Origin of the sequence: Ruegeria jejuensis, from assembly GCF_041537905.1 — a bacterium.
Classification (GTDB): Bacteria; Pseudomonadota; Alphaproteobacteria; order Rhodobacterales; family Rhodobacteraceae; genus Ruegeria_C.
This window is the reverse complement of the sequence record NZ_JBGRUO010000007.1, coordinates 205,099-226,910: the sequence shown is the minus strand read 5'-3', so window position 1 is coordinate 226,910 and position 21,812 is coordinate 205,099. Positions and strand designations below refer to the sequence as shown.

Here is a 21,812-nt window from a genome sequence, read left to right as displayed (position 1 = left end):
GCACACGTCAGCCGTCTTCTCGCCAGCCTCCTGTTCCTTGATCATCTGAATGATCTGTTCGTCGGAGAACCTCGTCTTCATTTGTCCGTCCTTTAGTTGGGCGGACTCTACACAAAGCTGGAGGAGATTCAGGGGCTCAGGTCACCAGGAGCGATGGTGTCAACGGCCCGACACCTGACGATCTTCCGTCAAATCAATGGACAGGGTGGCCAAGCTTTCATCTGTATGCAGCGACCTAATGCGCAATAAGTAATAGCCTCTAAGAAAGGCGATTGTAGCTCTAGAATCCAAGGACCCTGAGTTGTGTGGGTCATCGTCGTTCTCTGCGACGAGTTCGTGTGAACTGTCAAAAACCTGCAAATGCGGGTCTCCACTTGGTGATTTAAGCTCTACCGTGATGTTGGTCCTTAGAGGTAACCACTATGCGCTCGCTCAATCTGTCGAGCCGCGCATTAGCAATGCGCTTGTCTCTCAGCAATTTGTTAAGCGCGTATTGCTCATTCTTGCCTGCTTGCTTCTGCGAGCACACTTCATCGGCGTAGCGTCGCAATACGTCGCCAAGCACCACATTGCAAAGTGCCCGCTTGTCCACCATTTCCCCGCGTTCGGCTTGCAATTCGGTTTCGCGTGCCCACGCTACCGCATCAGCACGCTTTGTGAACGACTTGCTGCGACTTGTGCCATTTATGCGGACCTGCGCTTGCCACTTGCCATTCGCCCGTTTGTTGATCGATGCCATATCTCACTTGCTCCACTTGGTTTGTGGGCGTGAGTGCAGCCAATTTGCAGCAGATGACGGGTGTGGTAACTACATGCGCGCGACAACGCACGCCAAGTCACTGTATTTGCAGGTGATGCAGTGGTGGGTGATGAGAGACTCGAACTCCCGACATCTTCGGTGTAAACGAAGCGCTCTACCAACTGAGCTAATCACCCGTTGCGGGCGGATGTAGCCAAGGTCCGGGACATGTGCAAGGGGTCCGGTGCGGAAAACCCCAAACAAATACCCCTCCTGGCTCGCCCGCCCAAGGTCAGACGATCAGCCGACGATCATCTGCTTCATGCGCAGCGCCTCGTATTCCAATTCCTTGAGCCGGAAATTCACAACGTCGCCAATGGTGATCATGCCACACAGATTGTCATCCGCGACCACCGGCATATGACGGAAGCGGCCCTCGGTCATGCGTTTGAGCACATCCATCAAGGCATCATCGGGCGCACACGTCACCACATCGCTGGTCATCAGTGCCGAGACCTCCTGCGGCAGGGTCTGACCCGGCGTTTCCGCCATGCGCCGCACGATGTCGCGTTCCGACAGGATGCCTTGCAACTTGCCGTTCTGGTCAGTGACCATCAATGCGCCGATATGCTTGTCTTTCAGGATCTGGACCGCATGGCTGATCGTATCATTGGGGCGCAGGGAAAATACCGCGTCTCCTTTACCCTCCAGCAATTTGGCCACGGTGGTCAGCGAATGCGACAGGTTCGACTCCACCGATTGGCTATGGGTCTTCTTATCGGCCTTGTCGCCACGGCTGGGCGCTTGGTAAGAGCTTGGGGCCATAGGCTGAATTCCTTCTGCGGATGTGACTCTGTTCTAATGTCACTTTAACGCGGGATGGCGATCCCGGAAGAGGGAATTTGGACGCGGGACACCAGACCGCAGGATCGGAGCGACGAAAATGGGCGAAGAACTGTATCTCACACCGGTGACCGGGGCGCTGATCGTCTTTGCGGTGGTGGTCTGCGGCCACCGGTTCCGGCTGGCCTGGAAGGATCAGGCGCCGGGCTGGCAGCGCCGCGCCTGGCTATTCGGCGTCCCGGCGGCACTTGGCCTGCTGGCGCTGGGGTTTCTGCCGCTCAAGGTCTGAGCAAGGTTTGACTCCCTCCGAACCCGCTGGCATATGCCGCCCATGATATCCGACCGGAGTTTTCCCATGCTGAGATGGTTCCCTCTGCTCTTGCCCGCGGCGCTTGTGGGGTGCCTGTTCGATGAGGAGTCCGAGGTGGTGCGCCTGTCGGGCGAGACCATGGGTACGACCTACAACATCACCATTGTGGGCGAGGATCTGGACGAGGAGGCGATGGCCGTGGCGGTGACCGAAAGCCTCGCTGCCACGAACGCCAAGATGTCGAACTGGGACCCGAATTCCGAAGTTTCGGTCTTTTCTGCCTCTGGTGACACGCAACCGGTTGCGGTGTCGGCCGAATTTGCCACGGTGATTGCGGCGGCGAATGAGGTGCATGCGCAAAGCAACGGACGGTTTGACGTCACACTCGGGCCGCTGATCGAGCTCTGGGGCTTCGGCCCCCGCAAGCCAGAGGATCCGGTGCCAAGCGATGAAGCCATCACTGCAGCGCTCGATCATGTGGGGCAGGACCGGTTGCTGCTGCTCGACCCTGGCGCGGGCACACTGGCGAAATCTGACGCAGCGGTGGGAATCAACCTGGCCGCCATCGCCAAGGGCTATGGCGTCGACGCGGTTGCAGCGGCAGTCGAAGGGTTCGGCGTCGAGAACTACATGGTCGAGATCGGCGGCGATCTGGTCACGCGCGGCGAGAATGACAAGGGCGAGCCCTGGCGCATCGGGATCGAACGACCCGATGCTGCGGTGCAGGCGCTGGAACTGATCGTTCCAGTCAGCAATCACGGCCTCGCCACCTCAGGCGATTACCGTAATTTCTTTGAAACGGACGGCGTGCGCTACTCGCATATCATCGACCCCACCACAGGGCGTCCGATCACCCATCGCACCACCTCGGTCACGGTGGTGGCTGACGACGCGATGATGGCTGATGCCTGGGCCACGGCGATGCTGGTTCTTGGGGCCGAAGAGGGCCTGAAGATCGCAGAAGAGCGTAAACTTGCCGTGTTCTTCATCAGCAGGGCTGCACAGGACGGCACCGAACCTTATATTGTCGAGCAAAGCAGCGCCTTTGCCGAGATTCTCGCGGGCCAGTGACGGAGACGGATCATGAGCACTTTCATTCTTGCCTTTGTGCTGCTTGCGCTGGTGATGGTTGGCATGTCGCTGGGCGTGATCCTGATGGGCAAGACCATCAAGGGCAGTTGTGGCGGGCTGAACGCGATCTCGGGCGCCGATAAATGCGTGGTCTGCCAGAAGGATGTCGACCCTGACAGCCCGCTGCGCGACAAGCTGCAATGCAAACGCGCCCGCAAGATGATCGAAGAGATGGAGCGCGCGGGCTAAGCCCTAGCGCTTGAACCGTGCCACGCCGATCGCCTCGATCAGCGTCTGACGCACCGGGTCGGGCTGCGCTTGCACCGCCCCGAGTACCTCTCGCAGCTCTGCGCGCAACCCATGCATCTGGTCGATGAGCGAGATCATCATTGATAGCGCATCCGCCTCCATCTCATACTGGTCGTGCAATTCACAGGCCAGTTCCAGCCGCGCTACGTCAAGGCTCTGATAGACCAGTCCCTGATCGGACTGCGTCGGGATGACGATTTCCGCCGCGAGGTATTCGGTCAGCCGGTCGGGCGTAAGCCGTGTGATCGTCGCAACGAGTTGGGTTTCGGTATAGGTGCGGCTCATGACGGCATCCCCGCGCGTGGATCGTAGCCGTGGACATCGCGCCACGTCTCCATGAACTGTTTCAGGTCTTCGTCGACCTCTTTCGGCATCGTCACGGTCAGCTCGATCAGTTGATCACCCCGGTCCGAACCGCCGCGTTTCCTGACCCCCTTGCCACGTAGTCGCAACATGCGGCCGCTGCTGGTGCCGGGCGGGACCATGACGTTCACCTTGCCGTCGATCGTAGGCGCGGGAACCTTGCCGCCCAGGATCGCCTCATCGAGCGAGATCGGCAGAGTGATGCGGATATCATCCCCCTCGCGCTGGAACAGCGGATGCGGCGCGACGCTGATTGTGACCAAGGCATCCCCCGGCGCGCCCTTACCCATGCCGGCATCGCCCTTGCCGCGCAGCCGGATGGTCTGGCCATCGGTGATCCCGGCGGGGATTTTAACCTCGACCCGGTCGCCATCGGGCAGGGTCAGCTTCTGGCTGGCACCATAGACCGCATCCAGAAACGAGATTTGCAGAGTATACTGGCGGTTGCGGCCGGGCGCGTGAAACTCATAGGCCTCGCGTTGCCCGAATCCGCTCTGGCCGCGCCCGCGCATGAATTCCGAAAAGATGTCGGACATATCCGGCTGATCACCAAAATTGGGTCCTGTGCGATAGGGGTTTCCCGCCGCCTCGGCATAGTCGCGATAATAGTGCTGCTGCGGCTTTTCCTGTCCCGAGGCATCAATCTCACCCCGATCAAACCGCGCCCGCTTTTCGGCATCCTTGAGCAGGTCATAGGCGGCGGCAGCGGCTTTGAACTTTGCCTCGGCCTCAGCGTCGCCGGGTTTCAGATCCGGGTGGCATTCCTTGGCGATGCGCCGGTAGGCTTTCTTGATCTCGGCGTCAGAGGCGTCTTTCGAAACGCCCAGCACGGAATAGGGATCGTCGCTCATCCTCGCCTCGCTCTGTTATGGCCGCCAGCGGTTCATCGGACGCCCTTGAGCAATTTTTATCACGCGTTTCCAACCGGTCAAACCGGAACTGCGCTCCCCAAAAGAGCCCAACGGTGTTGCCAAGATGTGGCGCGGGATTCACCATTCGGATATTCGGGCGGCTGTTAGCGTCGAAAGGCCCGTGCGGCAGTCGCGCGGGTATTTCCGGGCCAAGGCCGACTGACCCTGCGCAGAAGACACTGCTATGAGGACGGGGGCCAGCGATAATGCGGTGCCCGCTCGCCCCGCAGGTAGCGGATCACATCTGTCGCATCTACCACCAGTGAGGTGGTGTTGAAAGCAATCAGCATCACCACCCACCAATAAAGCGCCGGATTGGCCTGCTGGTCTGGCATTGCTGACGCGAACCAGATCAACATCGGTATCCAGAACACATGGCCGATGCCCAAGAGCCGCACGAAACCCAGCCGCGTATAGAGTACCATCATCACCGCGATGCCCATCAGCGCCGCCAATAGGGCCAACTTGCCGTAAGGTGTATTCAGAAAGAACAGCGCGGCCAGATTGACCGCAATCAGGCAAATCGCCCAGATTCGGGGCAGCGGGCGAAACCGCAGCAGGACGATCCACAGAATTTCAAAGACGTGCATGGCATGACCTCTCTGATATCTCGCCATTGGAGGGTAGCAGGCGCGATCCGGCAAGGCCCCGATGCGTTTGGGGACGGCAGGATTGGACCGAACACCCCGAAATCGCCTAGACTGGGGACAACCCGCTGTACAGGGGTACTGACAGGATGAAACGCAGACGCTTCATCGCCAATATTCTCCGCACCGCCGCGCTGATCAGCGCGGCACCGCGCATGGTGATTGGCCAAAGCCACGAAGGGGACCCACGTATGTCACTCACCGAACCCGAGGCTGAGACCCTGTCGAAATGGTGCGATCTGCTGGCACCCGGCGCGGCGCGGGCCGGGGTGGCACGCTATGTTGACCAGAATGTCTCAGGCGGGTTCAGCGACTCCATGCTGCTGCTGCGCTATCTCGACAGCGGCGCGATGCTGCCTTTCTATCGCGGCGGTATCGCCGGGATAGAACAGGAAAGCCAGCACAGGTTCGCCATGGGTTTCGCCCGGCTGGACCCACAACAAAGCGCAGAGATCGTGGCGGCGGCGGCCGGGTCGAAGACCGAAGCCTGGACAACCCCCGACCCCAATTTCTTCTACTTCATATCCCGCAGCGACGCGGTGGATATGGTCTATGGAACCGAGGCCGGGTTTGCCCAGCTTGACATTCCCTATCTGGCCCATATCGCCCCGCCCAAGCCATGGTGAACGCATGAGTGATCACATCCATGATCCTGTAGACGTGGTTATCGCCGGGTCCGGCATCGCGGGCAGCACCATGGCCGCCGAACTGGCCGAGGCGGGCTTCTCGGTTCTGGTGCTGGAGGCAGGCCCCGAGCGCAAACTGTCCGAGATGGTCAGCTCGCAAATCTGGTCGCGTCGGTTGCGATGGGCAGGGCCGGAAGTGATCGAGACTGGCGATCTGGTGGGCGCCGCGAATTTTGCCATGGGCTGGGGCACGGGTGGTGCGGGGCTGCACTGGTATGCCAACTGGTACCGGCTACACCCGGATGATTTCCGGGTCAGGACGCTGCATGGCAAAAGCCTGGACTGGCCGATCAGCTATGACGATCTGCGGCCCTGGTACGACCATGCGCAGGCCTATTTTGGCGTCTCGGGAGATGCAAAGACCGATCAATGGTCGCCGCAAAGCGATCCCTACCCGATGCCGCCCCTGCCGCTCTCGCGCCAGTCGCAGGCGCTGAAGAAAGGGTTTGACGCGGTGGGGCTGTCGCTGGTGCCCAACTCGCTGGCAGTCAACAGCCAGAGCTATGACGGCAGGGCGGGCTGCATTCTGGACGGCTGGTGCGATGCGGGCTGCCCGATCGGCGCGCTGGCCAATCCGCTGGTGCTGCAATGGCCCAAAGCGCTCAAGGCCGGAGCCAAGCTGCGCCACCATGCTTATGTCAGCAAGATCACCACCGACCCGGCGGGCAGGCGCGCCACCGGTGTCGAATATCTCGACGCCGACGGCGCGCGGCATCTGCAACCTGCCTCAATCGTGATCCCGGCCTGTCACACGATCTGGAACGCGCGGCTTTTGCTGCTTTCGGCCACTGACAAGCACCCGGACGGGTTGGGCAATGGCAGCGGGTTGCTGGGCCGTCATTTCACCTCGCATGCGCTGACCACAATCCACGGGCTGTTCCCGGACGAGACAGAGCCCTATCTGGGCGTGACGGGAGCCAATACGCTGTGTCTTGAGGGCTATGACGACAAGACTCCCGCAAACGGTGCCTTTGGCAGCCGCGCCTGGTTGGCAGCGCAGGCCACAAAACCCAACGATCTGCTGGGGCTGGCGCTGGCCCGGCCCGAGCTATATGGCGCAGCGCTGGATGACTATATGCGCCGCGCCGCCCGGCATTACGGCAACATGACCGTGCTCTGCGAAGAAACCAGCATCCCGGAAAACCGGATCGAGCTGGACAGCCAGAAAGACCGCTTTGGACTGCCCGCAGCAAAGGTCACCAACACCCTGCCGAAGGATAACGCGGCACGCTCTGGTCTGGCCAAGGCCGAAGGACTCAAGATCTTCAAGGCGGCCGGGGTCAGCGAGCCTTGGGCGGGCAAGCGCGCGCCCATGCATATGATCGGCGGCACGATCATGGGGGATGATCTGGCAACCTCGGTGACCAATTCCTATGGGCAAACCCATGATGTCGAGAACTTGTTTCTGGCAGGCGCGAGCCTGTTTCCAACCCCCGGCGCCGTGAACCCCACCGCGACGCTGGCCGCTTTGGTGTTCCGCACCGCCAAACATATCAGCGACAACCGCGCGGCCCTGCTCAGGTAAGCGGCGGCAGGTCCCAATGGGCGCGTGGCGGCTGTGCTCGGCCCATGCCGTCAAAGGCATCCAAAAGCGTGCCGAACCAGCGCTCCAGCGCCGATCCTTCCGTCCAGAAGTGGCGCTGACTGACCACCCGCGCCCATTGGAACGTGCCAAACAGGATATAGTCGCCGTAGTCGGGCGCATCGCCGCCCAGATACGGCGCGAGCGACAGGGCATCCTCCACCGGGGCCAGTGCCGCGCAGACCTGCGCGGCTGCGGGCTCGGGGTTTGCACCGATCTCCTCGACGCTTTGGCCGAACTTGGTCAATGTGCGTTCCCGGTAATAGGATTTGTCGATCTCGGCGGTCAGCGGGAACTGTTCGGCGATCACCGCGCGAAACAGCGCCGGATGCAGCGCGCTGTCGGCCCAGCTGTTCAGGAACCGGCAGCGCGACAGGGCAGCGGGACCGGGCATCAGCGGGTGTTCAGGGTGGGCCTCATCAAGATAAAGCGCGATCTGCCAGCTGTCGCGCACCCACTGCCCGTCCTCCACAAGGACCGGCGCGGTTATGCCACCGGAGGCGGCGATACGGTCCTTTTCGGTGATGTGCCAGGGCTGGAGGTCATATTCCAGCCGCTTATGGGCCAGTGCCATCCGGATTCGCCAACAATAGGGGCTGAGCCTGCAGGCAGAATCCTCGCCGATCACCTCGAAAAACCTGCGGGTCTGTGCTTGCCCGGACATCGCACCGCTCCTTCTCATGCCGTACGGCTATCGCGCATGCCTGCGACAGCTAAACCCGCAAAATAGCTGGTTTTTGAGTGCACTCCAAGCTTCCCCAACGCACCCGCGATGTGCATGGTGTATCACACGCAAGGCGATGTTTACGTCAGGAGACCCCGAGATGACACAGACCGGCCCCGCCAATCTGCACTATCTGGCCAACCCCCTGCTGAACAAGGGAACCGCCTTTTCGCAGGCGGAACGCGACCAACTTGGCCTCACCGGACTGCTGCCACCGCATATCGAGACGCTGGACGAACAGATCGACCGCGCCTATGCCGCGTTCCTCTCCCAGACCTCGCCAATCGAGCAACATATATATCTGCGCAACCTGCAGGATGATAACGAAACCCTGTTCTATGCCCTGCTGATCCGTCACCTGCCCGAGATGATGCCGATCATCTATACACCGGTGGTAGGTGATGCCTGCAAACAGTTCAGCGAGATCTACCGCCATCCACGCGGGCTTATCATCCCCTACCCCAAGCGCGATCAGATGGAACAGATCCTCGACAACGCCATCATATCCGATGTGCAGGCAATCGTGGTCACCGATGGCGAGCGCATTCTGGGGCTGGGCGATCAGGGCGCGGGCGGCATGGGCATCCCGATCGGCAAGCTCTCGCTCTATTCCGGTGCCGGTGGTGTCGATCCGGCGGTGACATTGCCGATCCTGCTCGATCCCGGCACCAACAATCAGGAACGTCTGGACGATCCGCTGTATATCGGCTGGCGACATGAACGGGTTTCGGGTGAGGAGTATTTTGAGTTCGTCGATCTCTTCGTGCAGGCGGTGAAACGGAAATGGCCGCATGTGCTGCTGCAGTTCGAGGATTTTGCCCAGCAGCACGCCGCGCCTCTGTTGGCCAAGTATCGTGACCAGCTTTGCACCTTCAACGATGACATTCAGGGCACCGCTGCCGTCACCGCAGGCACGCTGCTGGCCGCAGCCAATGTGACCGGGGTGCCGCTCAAGGAATCGCGCATCGCCTTTCTGGGTGCCGGATCGGCCGGGGCGGGAATCGCCGAGGAACTGATCAAGCTGATGGTCAAGCAAGGGTTGTCCGAGGCGGATGCTCGCGACCGGGTCTATATGGTCGACCGGCACGGGTTGATCACCGACGCGATGACGGGGCTGCTGCCCTTCCAGCAAACGCTGGTGCAGCCCACCGCCAAAGTGAGCGGATGGGCGGAAGGCGACATTTCCTTGCTCGACGTGATCACCCAGGCCAAACCCAACATTCTGGTCGGTGTCAGCGGTCAGGCCGGACTTTTCACCGAAGAGATCATTCGTACCATGGCCGCAAGCTGCGATCATCCCATCGTGCTACCGCTGTCGAACCCGACCTCGCGGATCGAGGCGACGCCGGAACAGATCATCCATTGGTCCGACGGCAAAGCCATTGTCGCCACCGGCAGCCCTTTCGACCCGGTCAGTTACAAGGGTGACAGCCATCACATCGCCCAATGCAACAACTCGTACATCTTCCCCGGAATGGGGCTGGGCGTGCTGGCCGCAGGCGCGACGCGAGTGACCGAAACCATGTTCATCGCCGCCGCCGAGGCTCTGGCAGCGCTCTCGCCCGCACAGGCCGACCGCCGCGCCAGCCTGCTGCCGGATGTGTCCGATATCCGCGATGTCAGCCGTCAGATCGCACTGGCTGTGGGGCTGACCGCACAGGCCGATGGCGTTGCCCCGCAAACAACCAAAGACGAGCTGCAGGCAGCGATCGCAGCCAAATTCTGGACCCCGCACTACACAGACTTCGCAACCGGAGACGCATGATGACATTCGACCTGATGAGCTATCAGCCCCGTGGAGACAAAAAGAACTCGGACTTCTTTACCGAGTACCTGCCGCGCATCTACGAACGCCGCCAATCCTCCGGCATTGCCGATCAGGTCGGCAATATGCGCGCCGTGGTGCAGCAGGTCGAGCCGGACGCGATACTGGACACCATTGTCGAGCTCTATGTCATGACGCCTTACCGGCATACCGCCAGCTATCTGGGCCGCACGCATCGCTTCTCGGTGCTGCATTCGCATCCCGACTATCCAGCCCTGATCCTGATGGCGCCGCTCAGCGATGCGTTCGAGGATTTCATTCCCCGCATCAACCGCATGTACCCGCTGGCGCGCAAGATGCCGCAGACCCGGTATGTGGGCGAAATCTATGCGGCGAGTGATCTGAAATTCCTGCGTGACACGCTGGAGGATCAGAACATGCGGTTCGAATATGCGGGCGACACGGAAAACCCGTTTTATACCGGCAACGGGTTCCTGTTCACCACGCCCTCGGATTTCACCGCCAATCGGGTGGGATATTCCAACCTGGATTTCAACAATCCCAATTCCCTGGGCCTCGGCGATGTGATCGAGTTGAGCGCCGAGGAACGCGCCCGTCTGGATCAGGCCGCCGCCTTTGGCGCGGACAGCAATATCTCGCCGCTGATGCTGGGGCTGGATCATATGGCCACCCGTATTCTGGCCGGAGAGCGCGAGGACGCGATCCTCGAATTCCTGACCATGGTGCCATACTATTTCTGGGGGGCCTACAATATCTCGGACATGAACTCGTCCACCAATGTCAACCGCAACCCGCATGTGGATGACGACAAGAAATCGCCTGCCAAGGTCTTCACCGCCAACAACACGCCCTCCTTCGTCAATTCATTTGACCGGCTGCCGATGCCGACCGAGGATTTCGTGCGCAATTTCGGGCGTCGCCTGCATCACATGGCGGTCGAGATCAAGGATGGCGACCATGCGGGCGGCGAAAAGAACGTCGATTTCGTGGTCAACACGCTAAAGGACAAAGGCGTGCCGTTTCTGGCGCATGTGGTGGGCGAATGCAAAGACGATCCAAACCTGAAACAGATCTTCTCGAAGCATTCGCGCTACACGTTGCTGATCACCGAATATATCGAGCGCTGCCACAAATATGATGGCTTCTTCACCAAGGACAATGTTGCCGCCCTGACGGCCGCCGCCGGGCAGGATGAACAATACCAGCATGGCCATGTCTTCGACTGAGCGGCACAGGATTTAGACAGAACTGTATTTGCTGTTATGATCTGGCGATGATTTATCGGTTTGGGGCGTTTTCATTTGATATCGCGCGGCAGGAATTGCGCCGCGGCGATGCGCTTGTCGAGGCTGAACCACTGGCACTGGCGCTGATCCAGCACCTGATCGAACATCGTGACAGGCTGGTCGGCAAGGATGAGCTGTTTGATGTGCTCTGGGACGGGCGGGCGGTGTCGGATGCGGCGCTGTCGACCTGTATCAAATCCGCCCGCCGCGCGGTGGGGGATTCCGGCACGCTGCAGGCGGCGATCAAGACGGTGCATGGGAAGGGCCTGCGCTGGATCGCCGAAATCGAGCCCGCCCCGACCACAACGCAACCGAACACCCAGACCGACCTGGACCAGCCTGACGAGGACTGGACCCAGGCCTCGCGTCACCCTTCTCTTGCAATCCTGCCTTTTGATGTATTGGGCGGTGACATGACCGCCGCCACGCTTGGCGAGGCGATCCCCCATGAACTGATCGCCGCCATTTCGCGGCTGCGCTGGATTTCGGTGATCGCGCGCGGCTCGTCCTTCCGGTTCCGGTCAAACCACGGCAATCTGGATGAGATCAGGGCCAAACTGGGTGTGCGTTACTGCCTGACCGGCTCGGTCGAGATGATCGGGCGGCAGGTCTGCATCAGCGTGGAACTGGCCGAAACCTCGGACGGTCAGGTGATCTGGGCGGAGCGGTTCCAGTCCGCGCTGGATGATGTGCACCAGATCCGCGAAACCATCGTGGCGCAGGTGATCTTTGCGGTCGAAATGCAGATCCCGCTCAGCGAGGCCGCCAAGGCGCGGCTGCAATCGCCCGAAAATATAGATGTCTGGGCGACCTATCATCTGGGCCTGCAATCGCTCTACCGTTTTGATCAGGACGACAATGCCCGCGCCATGGCCCATTTCGAAAAGGCCATTGCGATGGACCCCGGCTTTGCCCGCGCTCATGCCGCGCTGTCCTTTGCCCATTTCAAGACTGCCTTCATGCATTACGGCAGCGACCGCGATATTGCGGTGAACGCCGCGCGCAGTGCTGCTGAGCGCGGGATCGAGTTGGACCCGATGGACCCGTTCACCAATTTCAACATGGGCCGCTCGCTCTGGCTGATTGATGAGCTGTCGGGCGCGCAAAGCTGGCTGGACCGCGCTACCTCGCTCAGCCCCAGTTTCGCGCAGGGCCTCTATGCGCGCGCCTGGACCGAGATCGTGTCCGGCGCCAGCGAAACCGGCCGCCGCCTGTCGGATGAGGCGCGCACGCTTAGCCCGCTGGACCCGATGCTCTATGCCATGTTGGGCACCCGGGCGATCAGCCTGTCGCAACAGAACCGTGACTATGAAGCGGCCAAATGGATCGAACGTTCGGCCAATGCGCCCGGCGCGCATTACCTGATCCAGGCGATTGCGGTGGCGCTCAATGAAATGGCGGGCAAACCCAGTGTTGCCTCCGTCCGCGCCGAACGGTTGCTGAGCCAACGGCAGGAAATTACACAAGCGCAGTTCTTCCGATCCTTCCCGTTTCGCGACGAGACCTATCGGGCACGGATCGCCGAGGCGCTGCGCAAACACGGGATCGAATAACCAGGCCTGCCATCGGAATTTTCCACGTTTCCTCAAGCTTTCCCCAGACGGCCCTCAAGACATCGCCGCTATCTGCGCATAGCTTGGAGCAACAAACCGGGCCTCGGGACGTCAGACGCGGACCCGTTTAGAAATTTATTGAAAGCCAAAGAAGGGGCGCATTATGACCACCGAAACCGTCAGAACCACCAAGGGCCACGGCCACACCTATGACAGTGTGCTGGACACGATCGGCAACACACCTGCCATTCGGGTCAACAATATCGCCCCCGACCATGTCGATATGTACGTTAAGTTCGAGGCGTTCAATCCGGCAGGCTCGGTCAAGGACCGGTTGGCGATCAACATCATTGAGGCCGCCGAACGCAGCGGCGCGCTGAAACCCGGCCAGACCGTGGTCGAGGCGACCAGCGGCAATACCGGCATCGGGCTGGCGATGGTCTGCGCCCAGAAGGGCTATCCGCTGGTGGTCACCATGGCCGACAGTTTCTCGGTCGAGCGGCGTAAACTGATGCGGATGCTGGGGGCCAAAGTAATTCTGACGCCGCGCGCTGAAAAGGGCTTTGGGATGTACCGCAAGGCGGTGGAACTGGCCGAAAAACACGGCTGGTTGCTGGCCCGTCAGTTCGAGACTCAGGCCAATGCCGACATTCACGCCGCCACGACCGCGCAGGAAATCCTGAACGACTTCGACGGCAAGCGACTGGACTATTTTGTCACCGGTTATGGCACAGGCGGCACGGTCGCAGGCGTGGGCCGGGTGCTGCGCGAGGCGCGTCCCGAGACAAAGATCATCCTGTCCGAACCCGCCAACGCGCAACTGATCGGCAGCGGTCACGTGCAGGAACGGGGTGCCGACGATGCTCCCGCTGCCAGCCACCCGGCCTTTGAGCCTCATCCGATCCAGGGCTGGACCCCCGATTTCATCCCCGCCGTTCTGCAGGAGGCCATTGATGGCGGCTACTACCAGGACCTGCGCCCCGTCGCAGGCATGGTGGGTGTGGAATGGGCCAAGAAACTGGCAGCACAAGAGGGCATCCTGACCGGTGTCTCCGGCGGGGCCAGCTTTGCCATTGCCATGGAAGTGGCCGAAAAGGCCGAGCCGGGCTCGACCATCCTTTGCATGTTACCCGACACCGGCGAGCGTTATCTGTCGACCCCGCTTTTTGACGACATCGCCGAGGAGATGACCGAGGAAGAGATCGAAATTTCGACCTCGACCCCCGGTTATCACATGCCCTGACATGTCCGTCCCTCTCGCAGAACTGGAGCTGGCCTGCGCGCAGGCCCTGTCCTATCGACAGGGTCTGCCTGACGCCCCATGCAATGCGGTACGCGATTACGCGCAGATGCTCGCCCTCTATGACGCGCCCCTTCCCGAGATCGGAGAACCGGGCGCGGATGTCATCCGCGATCTGGCCGAAACCGCCACGCAGGGCCTGACGCCGATGGCGCATCCGCGCTTTTTCGGCTGGGTGCTGGGCGGCTCGGCCCCGGTGGGGGTGGCCGCAGACTGGCTGGTCAGCGCCTGGGGTCAGAACGCCGCCTTTCACACCAGCTCGCCCACAGTGTCGGCGCTGGAGCAGGTGGCCGAACGTTGGCTGCTCGACATTCTCGACCTGCCGCGCGAAGCGGCGGTGGGTTTTGTCACTGGCGCGACGGTGGGCAACTTCACCGCCCTTGCGGCGGCGCGCGGCGCGCTATTGCGCCGACACGGCTGGGACCCCGATCAGGACGGGTTGTTCGGAGCGCCGCCGGTTTCGGTGTTTCTGGGTGACGACGCCCATACCTCGGTTTTTTCGGCGCTGGGATATCTGGGCTTTGGCCGCCGCAGGGTGCAGCGGATCGCCACCGACGATCAAGGCCGGATGGACCCAAGTGATCTGGCGAGGCAGATGGCGCAGCAGCCCGGCCCGGCAGTGATCATCGCACAAGCCGGTCAGATCAATACCGGCGCTTTCGACTCGTTTGACCCGATTGCCGATATCGCAGCCAAGCATGACGCCTGGCTGCATGTGGATGCGGCCTTTGGCCTCTGGGCGCGAGCGCATCCGGACTACCGAGCCCTGACCCACGGCATCGCGCGCGCGCAATCCTGGGCCGTGGACGGGCATAAATGGCTGCAAACCCCGTTTGACAGCGGATATGCCATCGTGCGCGACCGTACCGCATTGGAAGCCGCGATGGGCATCGATGCAAGCTATCTGCCCGAGCGCGTCGCGCATGACAGGATCCCCTCGTTTCTGGTGCCCGAACTGTCACGCCGCGCGCGCGGCGTGCCGACTTATGCAATGCTGCGCAGCCTGGGCCGACAGGGCGTCGCGGACATGGTGGCGCGACACTGCGAAATTGCCCGCCAGATCGCTGACCTTTTGACGAGTCAGCCAGGCATCACGATCTTGAACGACGTTAACCTCAACCAGATCATCCTGCGCTTTGGCGCGGGCACGGGCTGCGACCTGGCCACCGAGCAGGTCATTGAAACCCTGCGCGAGCAGGGCGCCTTGTTCGCAGGCGGTGCCAAATGGCGCGACCAATGGGTCCTGCGTCTTTCGGTGATCTGTGAGGCCACCGCCGTGCCCGATGCCAACCCGGTCGCAATGGCCATCCTTGACGCATGGGCACAGGTTCGCGATAGGCTTTGAACCGACAGGTTTTCGGCTTGCACAATTTGGTATGCAACAGTATACAAATATTAGCTCATCATGCCGAGATCGCCATGACATCCCCCATCCTGCGTACGCTTGTCATAGCACTTATCGGTGTCGCCATCTTTATCGGGATCGGCCTGCCCCTGCCCTGGCTGTTGGGGCCAATGTTCGCCTGTCTGGCCGCAGCACTTCTGGGGGTCGATCTGCGCGCACCGGAGCGGATCTGCGCCGGGATGCGCACGATCCTGGGCGTAGCGGTGGGGGCTTCTATCACGCCCGCTGTCGTGGCACGGCTGCCCGATATGGCCGCATCCATCGCTCTGATCCCGCCTTTCATCCTGCTGATCGGGCTGATTGGCTATCCGTATTTTCGCAAGCTCTGGGGTTTTGACCCCGCCACAAGCTATTACGCCGCGATGCCCGGCGGATTGCAGGACATGCTGGTCTTTGGCGAAGAAGCGGGCGGCTCGGCCCGGGTTCTGAGCCTGGTCCACGCCACCCGCGTTCTGGTTATCGTCAGCCTGCTGCCATTGTTTCTGACTGAGATCTTCGATCTGGACCTATCGAACCCGCCCGGCAAGCCGCTGGCCGATGTGCCCTATCAGCAATTGATCCTGATGGCCGTCATCGCCATCGCCGGATGGCGCATCGCGGCCGCCATCGGAATGTTCGGCGCGGCCATTCTCGGCCCGATGATCCTGACCACCATCGCCAGCCTTGCCGGGCTGATCGACCAGCGCCCCCCGGCCGAGGCGATCCTGGTCGCGCAGTTCTTCATCGGCATCGTGGTGGGTGTCCGCTATGTCGGGCTGACGGTGGCAGAACTGCGCCGGATCGTTGTCGCTGCACTCGGGTTCACGCTGGTCTTGGCTTTGCTGTCCGTGATTTTCATGGAGATCGTGATCCTGCTGGGCCTGTCGGACCCGGTCGACGCTATCCTGGCCTTCTCTCCCGGCGGGCAGGCTGAAATGGCCGTGATCGCACTGATTGCCGGGGCGGATGTGGCCTATGTGGTCACCCACCACCTGACCCGGCTGATCACGGTGATCATCGGCGCGCCCCTGGTTGGACGCTGGCTGCGCTGAGTAGTGCCAATACTGGCCGCTATTGCCACCTGCTGCTATAGCCGAATGTGAACATGTGGGAGAATTTTGCCGGTGTCAGATCTGTTGATCTCGCGCAGCGCCGATATCCCGGACCCGCTGCGTGTAGCGCGCGCCAGAAGCCTGCCCCATCTGGGGCCGCGGTTGCTGTTTCTCAGCGGCGGCAGCGCGCTCAACGACATTGCACGACGGCTCAAGCTCTATACCCATAACTCGATCCACCTGATCACGCCGTTCGACAGCGGCGGCAGTTCGCAGGTGCTGCGGCAGGCCTTTGACATGCCCGCCGTAGGGGACCTGCGCAGTCGCTTGATGGCACTGGCCGACGAGACAGAGCTGGGTCAGCCCGACATCTTCCGCCTGTTCAGTTACCGCTTTCCCCTGGACGCTGGCGCCACGGCGCAAGAGGAGGAATTCCGCGCGCTGCTCTCCGGTGAGCATCGGCTGATGCGCGCCATTACCCAACCTATGCGCCGTCTGATCCTGTCACAGCTACGCAGCTTCGCCGAACACCGCCCCGACGGTTTCGATTTGTCCGGGGCCAGCACCGGCAATCTCATCCTTGCAGGCGGTTACCTGAGCCATGATCGCGCGCTGGAACCGGTGCTGTTTCTGATGTCCAAAATGGTCGATGTGCGCGGCACGGTGCGGGCGATCGTCGATGACACGCTGGGTCTGGGAGCGGAGCTGGAAGATGGTCAGATCGTACTCGGCCAGCGAGACCTGACCGGCAAGGAAACCGCGCCCATCACGGCGCCTATCCGGGAGCTGTTCCTGACCCGTGGCGGCATGCGCCTTGCCGCGAATTCGGTGCCGCTGCCCAAACGCAACCGCCGCCTGATCGACCGCGCAGACCTGATCTGCTATCCCCCCGGCAGCTTCTATACCAGCGTGTTGGCCAATCTGCTGCCTCACGGGACAGGACGGGCAATCGCGGCGCGGGATGTGCCCAAGATTTACCTGCCCAGCCTTGGCCACGACCCCGAGTGCCTCGGGATGACCCTGCCCGATCAGGTCGCCACCCTCTTGGCTTGCCTGCGCACCGATGCGGGCGCCGACTGCCCGATCCAGACGCTGCTCTCCGCTGTGATCTGCGATACCGAGGCCACGCCTGCGGACCAGCGACAAGAGGTCGAAGCGCGGTTCGCCATTCCCTGCCTGCCCCTGGCGCTTTCCGGCCCCGACCTCATGGACCGCTATGATCCGAAACCGGTTTGCGAGATGCTGATCTCATTGTCCTGAAGAAGATAGGGGGCGTCCAATCGCTGTGTTTACATCAAACCTCTTTTCAGGCGCCGAGACATGTTTGCCTGTTGCAGGGTCGCCGTCGCGGCCGAGATTCGCCACCGCATGAAGCCTGCTATCAAGCAGCACGATCTGGTCCCGCAGCGACAGGGGAAGTCGACAGAAACAAACCCAAGACTCAGCTCAACTGGCGGGTGGCAGAGCGGCGATCTCCGGCGATTGCAAGGCCGGTGCACCGACCCGGTCAGCCATTCAGGTCGCGCAGGCTAGAGGCGAGGTCGCCCACCGCCTGAACGGTCCGCATCAAAAAGCCCAGCATCGGCATGCCAAGCACGAACAAATTGATGATCGACCCGCATTGTCCTGCTCTCGCTACTGCGCCGTTGCCGACATCAGCACAAACGCGCATGCCGCATCTGGAAACCAAGTCCGGGAAGCCTTTCGCTTGGGGCCGATGTCGCAACAAAAACGCGCGAGGGAAACGGGGTACGTGGACAAGTTGGAGCCGAATCTGTTCCGGTATCTCTTTCTATGCCCATGCAGTCCACACGAAGACATTCCTGAAAATTCGCAATCACCAAGTGCCGGCCTCAGGGCGAGTAATAATTCCAATTCTGCCGCCCCCGGCGATACGCGCGGTCCTGCCACAGCCGGTCTTGCGTCACAATTTCGGCAGGTTCGTCGTTCCAGAATATCTTAAGTGCCGACCCCTCGGGACGGGCTTCCAGCACGATAAGCTCTTCCCTTGCATCTCCGGTCACGTCGGCCGCGTAGGTCCGCGCTGCCTCGGTCGGCCAGACCCGCAGGAAATCGCCTGTAAGCGCATCCACCAGCGCGATTTGGCCGTCGATATGGCGCTCGGTCACAAACAACAGCTGCCGCCCGGTCCCGTCCCAATGCACCGGGCGCACAAGGTCGATCCCGTATTCACCGCGGCGCGGGCTGCGCCCGCCGCGCAGGTCCACCTTGATACGGTCGTTCAGCCGCTGGAGGAAATTCGCCTCCGGGTCGGCGCGGCAATCGCCCACATGACACCAGCCCGGCGGAGCGGTGTCGCTTACCGACCAAGACGCGATCACAGTGCCGTCCCCGGCCATCACCCATGGATGGTTGCCGCAGGAGGAACGGGCAAAGACCTCCTGGCCGGGTTGATCCGGATCGAACTCGCCCACCGCCAACTTATCGGGGTCTTCCCTGCGGCGGCATTCGCCAATGGCCCAGATGCCACCCGGTTCATGATGCCGCCACCAGCCCGGGCCAGTGACACCCATCACGATCGTTTCATCATTGCCATGCTGTTCTGCCAGCGCAATCTCCAACCCCGGCGCGGCCAATATATCACCCACCGCAAGACTGTCGAAACTGTTCATCTTGGTGCCCTCACGCGCTGCAGAGCGCAGCACCTGTCCCCTGGAGTCCAGCAGGATCGGCCCCAGCACTTCGTCGCGACCATCGCCATCCAGGTCCAGCACCCGAACGATGCCGTGCTCCACCCCCTGCCAATCGGTTACATGCCAAAGCGTTTCACCGGATTCCAAGCTGATAGCCCGCAATTCGTTTTGCGAGTATTGCAGCACCGCATCGCGATCACCGGTGCCGCGAAAATCGGCGATCGCCAATCCCTGCGCCCCCGGAAAGTCATAGCTCCGTTTGATTTGACCGGTCCCGCCTTCGCGGATGACCAACGTGCCATCGGGCCGCAGATAGGCCAGTTCCTCGGCACCGTCCCCATCCATGTCACCTGCAATCGCTCCCGGTCCATGGCTTCCCGGAAACGGAAACCCCTGTGCGCTTTGACCCAGGTTGATGTTGTCCTGTATCTGCCAGAGTGGCGCGCCCTTGTTCGAATAGGCCGCTATATGGCCCGGCGCCGTTATGAGGAAATCCATATTGCCATCCCCTGTCAGGTCATGGGCAAACAACCCGCCTTCCGAGGGCGAGATCAACGGGATGTCAAGTTCGAACACCATCGGATTCTCGGGATAGGGCGCCGCCAGGGCGGGCGAAAGCACGGCAAGCTGGCCGATCAAGATCCAGATAATGCGCAAACCTCTGCGGCCCATGACTTTACCTGCAGCGATTGGGGCGTCCATTGTTGCGCGCCACCTGATTGCCCCAGCGCAGCAGGTTGACATTGCAATCGTCGCGGTCGATCGCCACTTCGATGAAGCACAAACCGTCCCGACTCTGCGCCTCGGCGACCGCTTCATCCAACTCGCCCTCGGTGGTTGCCCGTGTCCCCCAGGCTTTGCCCTCGCCTGCGCTAAACACCTCGATCAGCCGGGAATAGTCCCAGTTCTTGATCGTGTTATAGGGGCCATCATGAATTTCCACCTCGATCGTGTAGCCGCCATTGTTAATAAGAAAGATGATCGGGTTTGCATCATAGCGGATCATGGTCGAGATTTCCTGCGCGGTTAGCTGGAACGAACCGTCACCGATGCAGGAAATCAACCGACCACCGCTTTTGCCAAGTGCATAGCCCAGCGTTGCACCGACCGACCAGCCGATTGAGCCATATTGCATCTGGATCTCGAACCGCGCCCCGTCGGGCAACGCAACATCCATGCCGTTGAACCAGGAATCGCCTGTTTCGACCAGCAGGGTGCTGTCGCCTTCCAGCAGGCTCTCGATCCGCGCGAAAAGCTGGCGTACGGTCAACGGCGTCTCGGCCACGCCGGGCGCAGGTACATGGCGCGGGGTGCGGACCCGCTCAAAGGCTTTGACCGCGCCGTCACTCGGGGTCAGCCTACCGCTCAGCGCTTCCAGAAACTCGTCCATGCGCACATTGCTGTACCTTGTCTCGCCCAACTGGACCGAGATGGGATGCGCAATCACCGCCTTGGACGTTTCGAACCCAAGCTGATGACCCGTTGTGGTGTAATCGGTAAAGACCGGCCCGGCAAAAAGCAGCGCGTCGGCGGCATCGACGATCTCACCGCAACCCGGCGTACTGACCGGGCCCCAGTAGATGCCCATGTAATTCTCGTGCGCCTCGGAAAGAAAGCTCTTGGCATTGGGCATTGCCGCCTGCGCATAGCCGCAAGCATCGGCCAGGGCGCGCAGGGCCGGTTCCGCTCGCGCCGCGCGGGTCTTGCTGCCCGCGATCAAGACCGGGCGTGCGGCGGCATTCAGAACCGTGGCCGCGTGATCGACGGCGGCGGCCAGTGAACTCGGATCACTGGTGACCTGCCGGGCAAAGCTGCGGGCAATCGGCGCAGAGGTGGGCGCATTTGCGATATTCGAGGCGATCTCGATATACACCGGCTTGCGGCGCAGCATCGCGGTGTCGATGGCCCGGTCGATCGCTACCGGGGCAAGCGAGGGGTGATGGATGCGCACCGCCTCGGCGGTGACCCGGTCGAAAATCTCGCGCTGATAGCCGTAATCGACCTCGCCCAGAGTGTGATGCAGATATTCCCACTCGGCCTCGGAATTGGTGTTGGGGCCGCCGGAAATGGCGATCATCGGCAGGTCTTCGGCATAGGCCCCCGCCACCGCATTCAGCAGGCTCAGCCCGCCCACCGAGAAGGTGACCACCGCCGCTGAGGGGCCACCGGTTGCACGCGCATAGCCATCGGCAGCGTAGCCTGCGTTCAACTCGTTACAGCAACTGATCATCCGCAGGTCCGGATTGCCCAGCAACTCATCGAGCAGCACCAGATTGTAATCCCCAGGCACTGCGAAATAGTCGCTGATTCCAGCCTCCTGCAAGCGCCGCGCAAGGTATGACCCGACCGTCCAATGCTCTGATGCCATGGCAATACCTCTTGTGATTGTCTTAAAAGAAAGGGAACTGCCCCTAACCTAGAGGCTGGATCGTGGCCTTGGCAAGTTTGCGTAGCCGGAAACCCAGGCTCCGCTTCCCCAGCCGATAACTTATCGAGGGCGGATCCGCGTACGAGCGCGTCAAAATGCCTGCCCGTCCCAACGCGCACAGATGACGTGTCAGCTTGTGCGCCGAGGTTCCCATGACCAGCTGAACGGCAATTGTATCTGATCC

The 21,812-nt window shown here is 61.4% G+C and carries 22 protein-coding genes and 1 tRNA gene; 12 read left to right on the top strand and 11 right to left on the bottom strand.

Annotated elements, in window-relative coordinates:
* The 4 genes from AB1E34_RS10960 to AB1E34_RS10945 all read right to left on the bottom strand — a co-directional run.
* Positions 1-81: transposase (locus tag AB1E34_RS10960; RefSeq protein ID WP_372572385.1), on the bottom strand; the 81-nt coding region annotated here is incomplete at its 3' end.
* 301 nt (positions 82-382) lie between these two features.
* On the bottom strand, positions 383-739 hold the full coding sequence (locus AB1E34_RS10955) for a hypothetical protein (RefSeq protein WP_372572382.1): 357 nt from the start codon (positions 737-739) through the stop codon (positions 383-385).
* A 121-nt stretch (positions 740-860) separates the two neighbouring features.
* Positions 861-936, bottom strand: a tRNA-Val gene (locus tag AB1E34_RS10950).
* Positions 937-1,039: 103 nt separating this feature from the next.
* On the bottom strand, positions 1,040-1,564 hold the full coding sequence (locus tag AB1E34_RS10945; RefSeq protein WP_372572381.1) for a CBS domain-containing protein: 525 nt from the start codon (positions 1,562-1,564) through the stop codon (positions 1,040-1,042).
* A gap of 118 nt (positions 1,565-1,682) precedes the next feature.
* Between AB1E34_RS10945 and AB1E34_RS10940 the strand changes: the two genes are divergently transcribed.
* The 3 genes from AB1E34_RS10940 to nqrM all read left to right on the top strand — a co-directional run bounded on the left by AB1E34_RS10940 (position 1,683) and on the right by nqrM (position 3,212).
* Entirely contained in the window at positions 1,683-1,871 is a 189-nt protein-coding gene (locus tag AB1E34_RS10940) for a hypothetical protein (protein WP_372572380.1), read from the top strand.
* A gap of 66 nt (positions 1,872-1,937) precedes the next feature.
* Positions 1,938-2,963, top strand: a complete 1,026-nt coding sequence (locus AB1E34_RS10935) for an FAD:protein FMN transferase (protein ID WP_372572379.1) — start codon at positions 1,938-1,940, stop codon at positions 2,961-2,963.
* Positions 2,964-2,975: 12 nt separating this feature from the next.
* A complete protein-coding gene (gene nqrM, locus AB1E34_RS10930; protein ID WP_306196211.1) occupies positions 2,976-3,212 on the top strand; it encodes a (Na+)-NQR maturation NqrM in 237 nt (78 codons plus the stop codon).
* Between the two features lie 3 nt (positions 3,213-3,215).
* On the opposite strand, the gene AB1E34_RS10925 is transcribed toward nqrM, so the two are convergent.
* The 3 genes from AB1E34_RS10925 to AB1E34_RS10915 all read right to left on the bottom strand — a co-directional run bounded on the left by AB1E34_RS10925 (position 3,216) and on the right by AB1E34_RS10915 (position 5,136).
* Positions 3,216-3,557 (bottom strand): hypothetical protein, encoded by a 342-nt coding sequence (locus AB1E34_RS10925; protein ID WP_372572378.1) that lies wholly within the window; start codon positions 3,555-3,557, stop codon positions 3,216-3,218.
* Positions 3,554-4,486, bottom strand: a complete 933-nt coding sequence (locus AB1E34_RS10920; RefSeq protein ID WP_372572377.1) for a DnaJ C-terminal domain-containing protein — start codon at positions 4,484-4,486, stop codon at positions 3,554-3,556. Before AB1E34_RS10920 ends, AB1E34_RS10925 begins: the two co-directional genes overlap by 4 nt.
* 242 nt (positions 4,487-4,728) lie before the next feature.
* The gene (locus AB1E34_RS10915; protein ID WP_372572376.1) at positions 4,729-5,136 is read right to left on the bottom strand and encodes a hypothetical protein; all 408 of its coding nucleotides are present in this window, start codon (positions 5,134-5,136) and stop codon (positions 4,729-4,731) included.
* Positions 5,137-5,282: 146 nt separating this feature from the next.
* Between AB1E34_RS10915 and AB1E34_RS10910 the strand changes: the two genes are divergently transcribed.
* Together AB1E34_RS10910 and AB1E34_RS10905 are read left to right on the top strand one after the other, a co-directional pair.
* Positions 5,283-5,819, top strand: a complete 537-nt coding sequence (locus AB1E34_RS10910; protein WP_372572375.1) for a gluconate 2-dehydrogenase subunit 3 family protein — start codon at positions 5,283-5,285, stop codon at positions 5,817-5,819.
* 4 nt (positions 5,820-5,823) lie between these two features.
* The gene (locus AB1E34_RS10905) at positions 5,824-7,404 is read left to right on the top strand and encodes a GMC family oxidoreductase (protein WP_372572374.1); all 1,581 of its coding nucleotides are present in this window, start codon (positions 5,824-5,826) and stop codon (positions 7,402-7,404) included.
* Here the strand turns inward: AB1E34_RS10905 and AB1E34_RS10900 are convergent.
* Positions 7,397-8,125: a glutathione S-transferase N-terminal domain-containing protein gene (locus AB1E34_RS10900; RefSeq protein WP_372572373.1), complete on the bottom strand. Its 729-nt coding sequence runs from the start codon at positions 8,123-8,125 to the stop codon at positions 7,397-7,399. The genes AB1E34_RS10905 and AB1E34_RS10900 overlap by 8 nt on opposite strands.
* A gap of 160 nt (positions 8,126-8,285) precedes the next feature.
* Here AB1E34_RS10900 and AB1E34_RS10895 point away from each other — a divergent pair, with 160 nt between their 5' ends.
* The 7 genes from AB1E34_RS10895 to AB1E34_RS10865 all read left to right on the top strand — a co-directional run bounded on the left by AB1E34_RS10895 (position 8,286) and on the right by AB1E34_RS10865 (position 17,806).
* On the top strand, positions 8,286-9,950 hold the full coding sequence (locus tag AB1E34_RS10895; RefSeq protein ID WP_372572372.1) for an NAD-dependent malic enzyme: 1,665 nt from the start codon (positions 8,286-8,288) through the stop codon (positions 9,948-9,950).
* On the top strand, positions 9,950-11,197 hold the full coding sequence (locus AB1E34_RS10890) for a hypothetical protein (protein ID WP_372572371.1): 1,248 nt from the start codon (positions 9,950-9,952) through the stop codon (positions 11,195-11,197). Before AB1E34_RS10895 ends, AB1E34_RS10890 begins: the two co-directional genes overlap by 1 nt.
* Positions 11,198-11,244: 47 nt before the next feature.
* Positions 11,245-12,810, top strand: coding sequence for a winged helix-turn-helix domain-containing tetratricopeptide repeat protein (locus AB1E34_RS10885; protein ID WP_372572370.1), 1,566 nt, complete (start codon positions 11,245-11,247; stop codon positions 12,808-12,810).
* Between the two features lie 163 nt (positions 12,811-12,973).
* On the top strand, positions 12,974-14,053 hold the full coding sequence (locus AB1E34_RS10880) for a PLP-dependent cysteine synthase family protein (protein WP_372572369.1): 1,080 nt from the start codon (positions 12,974-12,976) through the stop codon (positions 14,051-14,053).
* A gap of 1 nt (position 14,054) precedes the next feature.
* Positions 14,055-15,455: a pyridoxal phosphate-dependent decarboxylase family protein gene (locus AB1E34_RS10875; protein ID WP_372572368.1), complete on the top strand. Its 1,401-nt coding sequence runs from the start codon at positions 14,055-14,057 to the stop codon at positions 15,453-15,455.
* A gap of 74 nt (positions 15,456-15,529) precedes the next feature.
* Positions 15,530-16,546 (top strand): AbrB family protein, encoded by a 1,017-nt coding sequence (locus AB1E34_RS10870; protein WP_372572367.1) that lies wholly within the window; start codon positions 15,530-15,532, stop codon positions 16,544-16,546.
* Between the two features lie 72 nt (positions 16,547-16,618).
* Positions 16,619-17,806, top strand: a complete 1,188-nt coding sequence (locus tag AB1E34_RS10865; protein ID WP_372572366.1) for a GAK system CofD-like protein — start codon at positions 16,619-16,621, stop codon at positions 17,804-17,806.
* Positions 17,807-18,053: 247 nt separating this feature from the next.
* Here AB1E34_RS10865 and AB1E34_RS10860 read toward each other — a convergent pair whose 3' ends face one another.
* From AB1E34_RS10860 to AB1E34_RS10850, 3 genes are all read right to left on the bottom strand, one after another.
* Positions 18,054-18,218, bottom strand: a complete 165-nt coding sequence (locus AB1E34_RS10860; protein ID WP_372572365.1) for a hypothetical protein — start codon at positions 18,216-18,218, stop codon at positions 18,054-18,056.
* A 181-nt stretch (positions 18,219-18,399) separates the two neighbouring features.
* The gene (locus tag AB1E34_RS10855; RefSeq protein WP_372572364.1) at positions 18,400-19,902 is read right to left on the bottom strand and encodes an FG-GAP-like repeat-containing protein; all 1,503 of its coding nucleotides are present in this window, start codon (positions 19,900-19,902) and stop codon (positions 18,400-18,402) included.
* The gene (locus tag AB1E34_RS10850) at positions 19,877-21,568 is read right to left on the bottom strand and encodes a thiamine pyrophosphate-binding protein (RefSeq protein WP_372572363.1); all 1,692 of its coding nucleotides are present in this window, start codon (positions 21,566-21,568) and stop codon (positions 19,877-19,879) included. The genes AB1E34_RS10855 and AB1E34_RS10850 overlap by 26 nt, the downstream gene beginning before the upstream one ends.
* Positions 21,569-21,812: the final 244 nt, after the last annotated feature.